This is a genomic window from Marinifilum sp. N1E240, assembly GCF_009295825.1.
GTDB classification, from domain to species: Bacteria; Bacteroidota; Bacteroidia; order Bacteroidales; family Marinifilaceae; genus Marinifilum_A; species Marinifilum_A sediminis.
The window spans coordinates 336000-348287 of sequence record NZ_WHKF01000002.1 but is presented as its reverse complement, the minus strand read 5'-3'; the positions used below and the strand labels follow the sequence as shown (position 1 = coordinate 348287).

Sequence of the window (12288 nt, the reverse complement as noted above, 5' to 3'; positions counted from 1 at the left end):
ATAGAAAATGAAAAAAGGAATTTTATTAGCAGTTGCAGTAATCTCAATGCTTGCACTTTCGTTTACGGCAAATGCTGAAACTAAGAAAACAAGCTTTAAAGTATCAGGAAACTGCGGCATGTGCGAAAAGAAAATTGAAACTGCAGCCAAATTGGTAGAAGGAGTTGCAATTGCAGATTGGGATAAAAATACGAAAGTTATGACTTTGAGTTATGATACCAACATAACCAATTTGGATGAAATTCACAAAGCAATAGCTAAAGTGGGTTATGATACTGAAAAGGCAAAAGCAGATGATGCCGTATACAACAAGCTGCATTCATGTTGCAAATACGACAGATAAGAAACTGTTAAGGGGTATTCCACATGATTTATTTACTACATACGATTACTTACAACTGAATCATAGTTACAGAATACCCCTCTTTTATGTGGAAAAATCAGAACAATTGTGGAATATTTACTCATAAATTCCTATCATGGAACATGTAATTATTTTGTTTTATTATCAATGCTTCTGGTTTAAACCGAGTTATAGATTCATCCTGTTTCAGTGGCATATTTATTGATATTCTATGTTCTGGAATGACAAAACATATATCATTTTTTGTCGTTATACAACTATCAATTAATAATTACATACTATGAAAAATTTAAGACCTTTAGGTTTTCTTACCCTTTTGATTTTGGCATTTGCATTTGTTCAATGTTCGGATGATGACGTAAAATTAACTACCCCTGTTAAGATACGATTGACTGATGCTCCTGCTCAATACGATAAAGTCAATATCGATATTCAGCAAATTCAGTTTCACTCATCAAATAATGAAAACGAAGAAAATGGGTGGAAAGAAATGGATTTGATTAATCCGGGAGTTTATGATCTATTACAATTCAATAATGGTATAGATACACTTTTGGTTGATCAGGAACTACCAAGTGGCACCGTCTCTCAAATGCGTTTGATTCTAGGAGAAAACAATACTGTTGTTATTGATGGTATGACTTATGATTTAGATACGCCATCGGCTCAAACATCGGGTCTTAAGTTTCAAATTCATGATGATTTTCTTGCAGGTATTGAATACAAGCTTTGGATTGATTTTGATGCTGCACGATCTATTGTTGAAACTGGAAATGGTAAATACAAATTAAAGCCTGTAATCAGAACATTTAATGAAGCTACAACGGGAGCTATCTCAGGTATTATTTCTCCAGCAGAAGCGAAGCCAAGCATTCATGCAATTATTGGACAAGACACTGTTTCTACTATTGCTGAAGAAAATGGAAACTTCCTGATTAAAGGATTAAATGCCGGAACTTACAAATTGGCGATTGAACCAATTGATGGATATCTTGAAAAAGAAGTGGAAGATATTACGGTGAGTATCGAAAACATTACCGATGTGGGAACCATAGATATTGAAACAGCGGTGAATTAATCGATGTAAATATAAAATTTAAAGTTGCTCAAAATGAGCAACTTTTTCTTATACAATATATTAAAAAAAAAATGTTGTCATGCTCCGACTATAGGCAAGCTGAAAATGTCGGGTATGACTAAAAACATCTTCAACAAAATCATTCCTTTTACCATTTGCCACCTAATTTTAACCAATTGCTTTTTGCACAAAAATTTAAGCTAAAGTATACATTCAATTAGGAGATTATTTGCAACTTTATTATTGCAAACCTATCTATCGTAAAAATGGAATTAAAACAAGAAATAGTACCCGCCAACTGGTCCGAATTGCAAGATTTATTATTTACCGATTCTTACAATACCAATATCAACCGTACTCGCTCCCCATATATTTACCGGGGACTTTCCAAATTCCACTATCAGTTAAAAACTTCGCTGATTCGATTGAACGGACCTTATCCGGATTTAGAATTTCATTTACTAAGAAACTTCAAAAAATACTCTTCACGCCCCGATATTAACAACAAATCGGATTGGGAATGGTTAGCATTGGCACAACACCATGGTTTGCCAACCAGACTACTGGATTGGACTTATTCTCCATATGTTGCCTTGCACTTTGCTACTTATGAAATTGACAAATTTCATCGCGATGGAGTAATTTGGGCTTTAAACTACGAAAGATTGAAAGAATATTTGCCCAATAATCTTCAACAAAAACTCAATGAAATTGGATCAAATAGTTTTACCATTGATATGTTGAAAGAAACCTACCAAAACATCACGGAACTTTCGAAAGAACAAAGTGACTTTGTAGTTGCCTTCGAACCTCCATCTCTTGACGATAGAATTGTGAATCAATATGCGATATTCACATTTATGTCCCATTCCAATGCCATTTTAAATGAATGGCTTGCCGACAAACCCGATCTGTATTTCAGAATTCGTATTCCTTCAGAAATGAAATGGGAAATAAGAGATAAACTCGATCAGGTGAACATTAACGAACGAGTACTTTTTCCTGGTATGGATGGCTTAAGCAAATGGCTAACCAGACATTATTCGCCTAAAGAGATCAAAAGCAAAAAATCTTCGAGTACTAAAACCAATCATCGGTAAAACTTTTTTGCTCGATTTAGCTGAACTTCATATATTTATTTAAAAGCCACAATATGAAGTTCAAATACAAAATTATACAGGAACTTAAATTAATCAAGGAATATTACTATGGTTATTTCAAATGGAATGATCTGATTCAGCACACCTTGAGTACGAGGAATGATCAGCTATTTGATGAAACCTACAATGTTATCTCCGATTTTACACAAGCAAAAGTTCTTCTAAATATTAAAGATCTGGATGATTATATTAATGAATACGAAAAATACAGTCCAATTTTAAACAAATGTGCAATCATTGTAAGTGAATCATATGATACGCCAATGGCAATGCTTTTTGAAATTCAAGTACGAATTCAAAATGCCAAAGTATTCCATTCCGAAAACGAAGCATATCAATGGCTTGATATTAATCCTGTTTCAGTAACTAAACAGTAATCTGCTCTACTCTTTAATAAAACTCATTTAAAATAAAGTTTTTCCAGTGTTTTTTGCTTGACATAGGTGCGTCAATGAAGTAACTTTAATATACTTCGGCAGATAAATAGCATCTGTACTCCCTATGGTTTCAACAAACGAAACCTAACAATTGGATTTCTCTGAATCCAAACCTGATTCCAAAATCAAGAATAATCAATAAACACAAACTTTAAGCCATGGAAGAAAACAGAGAACTAAGTAAAGTTTCTATGCCTAGAATTGGAGATAAAGCTCCGGAATTTAGAGCAATAACCACTCAAGGTGACATTCACTTCCCAAATGATTATCGAGGAAGGTGGGTAATCCTTTTCAGTCATCCTGCAGATTTTACACCAGTTTGTACTTCAGAGTTCATGACCTTCTCAAAAATGGAAAATCAATTTAATGAAGCCAATTGTGAGTTGGTTGGTTTATCGGTAGATGGTTTGTACAGTCATATTGCCTGGTTAAGAACCATTAAAGAGAAAATTGAATACAAGGGAATGAAAGATATCGAAGTTCAGTTTCCATTAATTGAAGACATTAAAATGGATGTTGCCAATAAATATGGAATGATACAACCTGGCGAAGACAGTACAAAAGCAGTAAGAGCCGTATTTTTTATAGATCCACACGGAATTATCAGAACCATTATCTACTATCCGTTAAGTTTAGGTAGAAACTTCGATGAAATTTACAGAGTATTAATTGCTCTGCAAACCGCAGATAAATTCTCAGTTGCTACCCCAGCCGATTGGCAACCAGGTGAAGAGGTAATTGTTCCACCTGCAGGTTCATGTGGTGTTGCCAAAACCAGAATGGAAAATGCCGACGAAGATGTACACTGTTACGATTGGTTCTTCTGCACTAAAAAACTAAGTAAAGAAGATATTCTCAATACAATATTAAAAAAAGAACCTGTAGCTCATTAATTTTAAGAGGCTGTCAATTCTGGCAGCCTTTTCTTTTGTTAGGGAATCGTTAAGAGAAGAGTGTAATTCAAAAAAGTTTTGTAATTTCCCCGGAATATTATGCTTATCAATTGCAATTTTATAATGAAACATATTTTTATATCTCTTACTTTTCTGATTGTCAGCCTTTGCGCTTCAGATAAAATTACTGCACAAAGTTATAATATCTCTATTCAATTAGAGAATTGTATGGATTCATCAGCCTATTTGGCTCATTATTTCGATGGTAGAATTTTTGCTGATGACACCACTCAATTGATTAATGGTGCAGGAACTTTTTCTAAAGATAAAGTACTTGAACAAGGTATTTATGTAATTTATTTACCAAGTCAGAAATATTTTGATTTACTAATCGGACAAGATCAAATATTTTCCATATCAGCTGATCCTAAAGACTTTATTGGTAGTATCAAAATTAAAGATGCCGAAGAAACCAATGCATTTCATAATTTTCAAGTTTTTATGAAATCGCAAAATGCAAAATCGAAGCAATTACAGGAAGAATATAAAAAAGCAGGGAATAATGATGCTGCAAAAGAAAAATACAAGAAAGCCTATAAAGATGCTGATATAGCAGTACATCAATACATCAATCAATTAAAACTTGATTATCCAAACTCATTTGTTAGCCTCTTTGCAAACTTTACACTTTCTCCTAAGGTTCCCGATTTCTCAAAAGATATTCCTGAATCGACACCAAACAGAGAAAAGGAAATCCAACGCAAATCTTATTTATACAATAAAGATCATTACTTCGATCATGTAAACTTTGCTGATAATCGCTTTTTGAGAACACCTATTTTAAAGAACAAATTGCAATTCTTTTATGAGAAGATATTGGTTCAAAGTCCAGATAGTATCGTTAAAGAATCCGTTAAGATTATTGAACAAGCTAAATCGGATAGTATCTTTTTTCAATACCTAACCCAATACTCCTTAAACTATGCAGTAAAAAGTAAGATTATGGGAATGGATGCAGCTTTTGTAAAGTTGGCAAAGAAATACTACTTGAGCGGACAAGCTAGTTGGGCTGATTCAACTTTAATGGCACAAATTCGTGAGAAAGTAATTAAAACACAATTCAATTTGCTGGGTATGAAATCGCAAGATTTATTGATGGAATCGCCCGAAGGAGAATTTGTTCGTCTTCACGAAGTTGATGCCAAATACACAGTTCTTTATTTTTGGGAACCAGATTGTGGTCATTGCAAAAAAGTAACTCCCCGTTTAAAAACAGAAATTCTTGATAAGTACAAAGATAAAGGAATAAAGGTTTTTGCTGTATGCACTCAGGATCAAAAAGAACTATGGGCAGAAGCAATTGATAGCTACGAATTATACGATTTTATCAACTGTTACGACCCTCAATTTCAAACCAATTTCCGAATCTATTACGATGTGTACAGTACTCCTATCATCTATTTACTTGATAAGGATAAAAAGATTATTGCAAAAAGATTAGATGTTGACAATTTGAAAACATTTCTCGATAACAAATTAAAAGAAAATTAGCACAAAGGACACTTTTCAGTGTCCTTTTCTTTTTAACCTAATTTGTAGATCTATTCGAATACTATTATATTTACACTCCTTCCAAAAGCCAAAATTATAACATTTAATTTCAAATAGATGAGAATCTATCAATTGGCAATTTGTTGCCTGGCTTTACTATCTGCGTGTACTACACAGAAAAAACAAAATTCAAAAATTAACAAAACTTATTTTCAAACTTCTTCGGATTGGCGACCAGAAATTGACATCAACTCAGATGTGGTGATGGTGTATGGAAATACAAATAATTACCAAATAAAAGCCAAAACATGGAAAGATCGTGGATACGAAACTCATAGCATGTTTAGCGCATCCTGGGGAGAGAACAAAGATTTATTGAATGGCGATTTCGATGGACAGCCTCATCCTGAAATCATTCAGAAAACAAAAAATGGAGAAGATGTTTTACACGGAGCTCATATCCCCTACTTCATTCCTAATAAAGCTTACACCAATTATTTTAAATCGTTTATAAAAACAGCTCTAGATGCTGGAACCAAAGGATTTTATATCGAAGAACCTGAGATATTTACCAGAGGTGGCTATAGTGAGGCTTTTAAATCAGAATGGAATCATTTTTTCAATCAGCCTTGGCAAGATCAGCATTCGTCTCCTGAGAACATGTTGAGAACAGGAATTCTAAAAACTCAACTCTATAAAAAACACATAGAAGAGCTGTATAAATACGCGAAAAATTTAAATCCTGATATTAAATGCTATGTTCCTACCCACTCTATTTTAAATTACAGTCTTTGGAATATCATTAGTCCCGAGATTGAATTTAATAAGATTGAAAGTATCGATGGTTATATTGGACAGGTTTGGACAGGAACTGCTCGCACTCCAATTTATTACAAAGGTAAATATGCCGAACGCACTTTCGAAAATGCATTTTTAGAATATACCAGTCTATTGGCTCTAACCGATCAGAATAGTAAGGAAATGATCTTTTTAACTGATCCTATTGAAGATGATCCAAACCATACATGGACTGACTATAGAGAGAATTATCAGAAAAATTTTGTAGCCCAATTACTTTTTCCACAAGTGAATCAATACGAAGTGATGCCATGGCCATCAAGAATTTTCGATGCTAAATACCCTTCGGAAAGTGGAGGGAAAACTGTAATGCCTAAAGATTATGCAACACAAGTATTGATTGAGGTAAACTCTTTAAATCATTTCGAAAAATCGGATGAATTGGTAAATGGAACGAAAGGAATAACTGTTGCCATTTCAAATACTATCCAATTTCAAACGCCTTGGAAAAAGGATAATTATTCCGACCCTAGAATTGCTAATTTTTATGGTATGGCACTTCCATTGGTAAAGCATGGTGTTCCTGCTAAGGTAAAGTTTATTGAAAATATGGTAAACTCAGAGGCTTTAGATGATACAGAACTGCTTTTGTTATCCTATGAAAACCTGAAACCTTTGTCGAAAGAATATCATAAAACCATTGCAAACTGGGTGAATAATGGAGGTAGTCTGATTTATTTCGGGACCAATAAAGATGTTTTCAACAATAGCAATCAATGGTGGAATAAGGAAGGATTCAGTTCTCCTCTAGAGCACCTTTTAAAGGACTTAAATGCCGAAGATACTTATGAGAATCAGCAACTCGGCAAAGGACAATTCTTATATATCAAAAAGAATCCTAAAGATTTTATTTTGGAGGATAATGATGCAGAAATCATTCAAATTGTGAAAAATGTTTGGAACTCTAAAAAGAGAAAATCAGAATGGCATGAGAAAAATCATTTCGATTTGCAACGTGGTGCTTATCGAATAATTTATACCATGACTGAAAGTGTAGACAGCACTCCTTTGAAAATAAGGGGTCACTACATCGATTTATTCTCATCAAAATTAGAAATCATAGAATCAAGAGATCTGGCACCAGGAGAAGCAGCTTACCTTTTCGATTTAAATAAGGCAAACTCTCAACCCAGCAGACTGCTTGCAGGATCTGCAAGAGCAACTCAGGAGAGCAATACTAAATCTTCATATAATTGCACGCTAAAAGGACCTGAAGGGGTAAATGGTATCGCCCAAATTTATCTTCCAAAAGAACCAAGGCTGATTAAAATTGATGGTGAAACAGTAATTGGTAAATGGAATAAAAAGAGTCAAACTCTCCTAATTCATTTCAAAAATTCACCTAAGGGTAAACAATTAGAAATTGAGTGGTAAAATCTTCATTTTATTATTGAAATAATTATTTTCCCGTTTCGCAAACGATAACACACTGAAAACATGGTAGATTATAAAATGAAAATTGTATTTTCAGATTATAAACCAAAATTAACCAAGCTCCGAACTAAATTCGGAGCTTATTAAGTAACTATTAAACAGATTTTTTATGTGTGGATTCGTAGGAGTTTTTGATTTGAAGGTAGACGCACAAGAGCTACGCCCTCAGGTCTTGGAAATGTCTAAGAAAATTCGTCACCGCGGACCAGATTGGTCAGGAGTATTTTGTGATGAAAAAGCAATATTGTCTCACGAGAGACTATCGATTGTAGATCCTCAGTCGGGAGGACAACCTTTGTACAGCAAGGATGGTAATTTGGCACTGGCTGTAAATGGTGAAATCTATAATCACATGGACATTCGAAATCAGATGAACGGATCCTATGAGTTCTTAACCAAATCTGATTGCGAAGTTATCCTTGCCTTGTATGATAAAAAAGGAATTGATTTTATTGACGAATTGAATGGGATTTTTGCCTTTGCACTTTACGACAAAAAAAACGATTGCTATTTAATAGGTCGCGATCACATGGGAATTATTCCCTTGTATCAAGGGTGGGATCAACATGGTAACTTCTATGTGGCTTCAGAATTAAAGGCTTTGGAAGGATACTGCAACAAGATTGAAGAATTTCTTCCGGGTAAGTTCTTGTATAGTAAGGATGGTGAAGTGAAAGAGTGGTATCAGCGTGATTGGATGGATTACGAGAAAGTAAAAGACAATACGACAGATATGGAGGCTCTTCGTAAGGGATTGGAAGATGCAGTGCATCGTCAGTTGATGTCTGATGTTCCTTATGGTGTTTTACTTTCTGGAGGATTGGATTCATCGGTAATTTCTGCCATTGCTAAAAAATATGCAGCAAAACGTGTAGAATCAGGTGATCAGCAAGATGCCTGGTATCCACAGTTGCACTCTTTTGCAATTGGGTTGGAAGGATCTCCCGATTTGGCTGCTTCACGAAAAGTTGCTGATTATATCGAGACCGTTCACCACGAAGTTACATTTACAGTACAGGAAGGTTTAGATGCCATTCGCGATGTAATTTATCATTTGGAAACCTACGACGTAACCACCGTTCGTGCTTCTACTCCAATGTATATGATGGCTCGTGTGATCAAATCGATGGGAATTAAAATGGTTCTTTCGGGCGAAGGTGCCGACGAAATGTTTGGCGGATATTTGTATTTTCATAAGGCTCCAAATGCTAAAGAATTTCATACCGAATGTTTACGAAAATTAGATAAACTTCACCTGTTCGATTGCCTGCGTTCCAATAAGTCTATGGCTTCCTGGGGAGTTGAAAGTCGTGTTCCATTCCTGGATAAGGAGTTCCTTGATATTGCCATGAGAATTAATCCTGAGGATAAAATGGCAAAGGATGGAAAAATGGAAAAGTGGGTGATTCGTAAAGCTTTTGAAAATTATTTACCTGAAGAAGTTGCTTGGAGACAAAAAGAACAATTCTCTGATGGTGTTGGTTACAATTGGATTGATACTTTGAAAGAGATTGCCAATACTGAAATTTCTGATGAGCAATTGGCTAACGCCGCATTCCGATTCCCGGTTAATCCTCCTATGTCGAAAGAGGAATACTACTACCGTGTGATCTTCTCGGAGCATTTCCCTTCGGATACCGCTGCAGCTTGCGTTCCTTCTATCCCATCAATTGCTTGTAGTACTGCTGAGGCTCTGGCTTGGGATGCTTCATTCCAAAACAATGCCGATCCTTCGGGACGTGCAGTAAATACCGTCCATAACGATGCATACGAGGAGAAAAAGAATAAGGTAACTGAATAAATATTTCATTTATACATTTAGCAAGAGGCTTTCCATTTGGGGAGCCTCTTTTTTTGATGGTCTAAATAGCAAACCGAATGATTGTCAGTAGTGGCTTTTGATTTTGATGCTCCTGTTTTGTTTGATGCTCTCACTTTAAGTGAGTGTATCAATTTGTTGTTTCTTGTGCCAGCTGAGAGCATCACATAAAGTGATACCCTCAAATTAAATTGCCCTATACTCTGCACTTAAAAAAGTATGAAATTCATAAGTCGAGACTTAAAGATTAAAGGTCAAATACAGAAATCTTAAAAAAAGACATCAATTTCAAGTTTGGAAGAATGTTCAACATAGGTCTAGGATTGAAAATCATGCCTTTAGCTTTGATTTTCATAGGTAAAGGCTCGAAAATCAAGAGTAAAACCAAAGAATCTTTAAAAGAAGCATCGATTTCAAGTGTAGAAGAATGCAAATCATCCGTTTAGGATTGATAATCATAGCTCGAGCTTTGATTTTCATAGGTAAAGACTCGAAAATCAAGCCTCGAGGCACGAATTTCATGGGTACAGGCACATCAATCGAGGGTAAAAACACACTTACAGTTAAAAATTTTAATAAATTACCTAAAACAGGCACAGTTCATCGCACTTCGATGCTTGATTAGGACTAAAAGTTTTAGGTATTTGGCTAAAAAATTATTGATAATTAAAAATAAAGAATCAAATCATAAACTTTACCTATTAATTCCTCTCCAGTAATCAAATAGAAATTAATTATTTTCCTAATTATGTATTTTTCATCTGCATAAATGAAGCTTATCAATAATAAAAATATAACTTTATATCCTACGCCAAATTATAAACCTATAAAACCTAAACTTATGTACGCAAGCTCGAAACAAACCGTTTTCTTTAAATATTTTTTTCCACTTTTATTTGTTTTTGGTTTTGGTGCCTCCTTTCTAGTACACAATTTTGTAGGTGAAGCACCAGATGGTGTTAGAATTGCATTTGGAATAATGTTAATATGGCTCTCTATTTTTTTTATACAAATACCATTCAGATTAAAAAGTATTTCTACATCTGATAAGGGCTTATTAATTAAAGGTCGCGAAAGAAAATTAATTCCGTATTCTGAAATCAAATATGTTTCCAAATTCGATTTGGCAGGTCCTTGGTTCATGACCATTAAGTATTTTGATCAAAAGTCGGGAGATACTAAGAGAATTTGTTTTATACCCACCCAATCTCAAAAAAGAATAATGGCTGATGATACCTTCACTGCTTTTATTAAAAAGAAAATGAAGGAAGAAAATCCTCAATACTGTGAAGAGAACCAACCTTCAAGTATGAAAAACTTCATAATACTCACGTTGCTTAGTTTGCCTTTTACATTAACTTCTTTTTACTTCTTTATTTTTGCTTAGTGATTAAAATAATTGAATTATTAAAGCAATCACAAGTAGAAAAAAGATATCTAAAAGATTGTTATAAACATTTACCGGACAGAAATTAATTTGAGACCTTATTTTGAGTTTAACAAAGCTTCTTAAATTGATACTGCCTAAAAAACACAACTTCAAAAACAAAAGAAAAGCGATTTTCTGCCATTAATGTTCTAATTTAGCGGATTCAAATAAGAGATTACAATCCATGCTAGATAAGAAGAAAAAACATCCTAAAGTAAAGTCGAGATTGCACGAAAGAAATAAAAATCGTGAACGATACGATTTGAAAAAGTTGGTGGAAAGCTGTCCCGAATTAAAGCCTTTTGTGATATTAAATAAGTATGAGGATGAGTCGATAGACTTCGCAAATCCTGATGCTGTTAAAATGCTAAACAAGGCAATCTTAATCCATTTTTACGGACTAAGCACATGGGATATTCCTGAAAACTATCTGTGCCCTCCTATTCCTGGAAGAGCAGATTACATTCATCACATTGCCGATTTGTTGCGCCAGAACAATTACGGGAAAATACCAACAGGAGATAAAATTACTTGTTTAGACATTGGTGTTGGGGCAAATTGTATTTATCCTATTATTGGAACAAGTGAATACGCCTGGTCCTTTATTGGTGCCGATATTGATCCTATTGCCTTAAAATCAGCAGAAAATATTGTCAACTCGAATGAATCTTTGAAAGGAAAAGTGAAGTGTATTCTACAGGAAAATCCTAAAGACTTTTTCTATGGTGTAATTCCAAAAGGTGGATTGGTAGATATATCTATTTGTAATCCTCCGTTTCATGCCTCTGCAAAAGATGCCTTGGAAGGAACCATGAGAAAAACAAGAAACCTATCATCCGAAAAGGTAAGCCAACCAAGCCTGAATTTTGCAGGTCAGAGCAATGAATTGTGGTGCGATGGTGGAGAAACCAGATTTGTTAGAAATATGGTTAATCAGAGTAAGAAATTTGCAAAATCGTGTTTCTGGTTTTCAAGTTTAATCTCGAAGGAATCTAACCTAAAAAAGGTATACCAAGCACTTAAAGATGTAAATGCGGTTAAAGTAGAAACCATTCCGATGGGGCAAGGAAATAAAACAAGTAGAATTGTTGCCTGGACATTCCTAACAAAAGAAGAACAACAGGAATGGAAAAACACAAGGTGGAATGTGAAGCCAAAGAAAAAGGACTAATTTATATTATAAAAGGTTTCACTATTTTGTGAAACCTTTCTTTTTAGAGTAAATAACAATATCCCCTAAAGCGTATTAGTAAAGATATTCTGAT

At 34.4% G+C, this 12288-nt stretch carries 11 protein-coding genes; all 11 read left to right on the top strand.

All coding sequences use genetic code 11. From position 1 onward, the window contains the following. Positions 1-7: 7 nt before the first annotated feature. The 11 genes from GCQ56_RS06415 (at position 8) to rlmF (ending at position 12194) form a co-directional block, all read left to right on the top strand. Complete coding sequence (locus GCQ56_RS06415) at positions 8-343, top strand: heavy-metal-associated domain-containing protein (protein WP_152733594.1); 336 nt, start codon at positions 8-10, stop codon at positions 341-343. Between the two features lie 301 nt (positions 344-644). Next, positions 645-1442, top strand: coding sequence for a DUF4382 domain-containing protein (locus tag GCQ56_RS06410; RefSeq protein WP_152733593.1), 798 nt, complete (start codon positions 645-647; stop codon positions 1440-1442). 266 nt (positions 1443-1708) lie between these two features. Next, the gene (locus GCQ56_RS06405; protein ID WP_152733592.1) at positions 1709-2542 is read left to right on the top strand and encodes an FRG domain-containing protein; all 834 of its coding nucleotides are present in this window, start codon (positions 1709-1711) and stop codon (positions 2540-2542) included. Positions 2543-2595: 53 nt separating this feature from the next. Beyond that, a complete protein-coding gene (locus tag GCQ56_RS06400; protein ID WP_152733591.1) occupies positions 2596-2979 on the top strand; it encodes a hypothetical protein in 384 nt (127 codons plus the stop codon). A gap of 218 nt (positions 2980-3197) precedes the next feature. Then, the gene (locus GCQ56_RS06395) at positions 3198-3932 is read left to right on the top strand and encodes a peroxiredoxin (RefSeq protein WP_152733590.1); all 735 of its coding nucleotides are present in this window, start codon (positions 3198-3200) and stop codon (positions 3930-3932) included. A 123-nt stretch (positions 3933-4055) separates the two neighbouring features. Continuing rightward, complete coding sequence (locus GCQ56_RS06390; RefSeq protein WP_193323727.1) at positions 4056-5483, top strand: TlpA family protein disulfide reductase; 1428 nt, start codon at positions 4056-4058, stop codon at positions 5481-5483. A gap of 117 nt (positions 5484-5600) precedes the next feature. Continuing rightward, complete coding sequence (locus GCQ56_RS06385) at positions 5601-7715, top strand: hypothetical protein (RefSeq protein ID WP_152733588.1); 2115 nt, start codon at positions 5601-5603, stop codon at positions 7713-7715. 169 nt (positions 7716-7884) lie between these two features. Then, positions 7885-9576, top strand: coding sequence for an asparagine synthase B (gene asnB / locus GCQ56_RS06380; protein WP_152733587.1), 1692 nt, complete (start codon positions 7885-7887; stop codon positions 9574-9576). Between the two features lie 320 nt (positions 9577-9896). Then, positions 9897-10040 (top strand): hypothetical protein, encoded by a 144-nt coding sequence (locus tag GCQ56_RS20260; RefSeq protein WP_193323726.1) that lies wholly within the window; start codon positions 9897-9899, stop codon positions 10038-10040. A gap of 395 nt (positions 10041-10435) precedes the next feature. Next, entirely contained in the window at positions 10436-10981 is a 546-nt protein-coding gene (locus GCQ56_RS06375; protein ID WP_152733586.1) for a hypothetical protein, read from the top strand. Positions 10982-11207: 226 nt separating this feature from the next. Beyond that, positions 11208-12194: a 23S rRNA (adenine(1618)-N(6))-methyltransferase RlmF gene (gene rlmF, locus GCQ56_RS06370; RefSeq protein ID WP_152733585.1), complete on the top strand. Its 987-nt coding sequence runs from the start codon at positions 11208-11210 to the stop codon at positions 12192-12194. Positions 12195-12288: the final 94 nt, after the last annotated feature.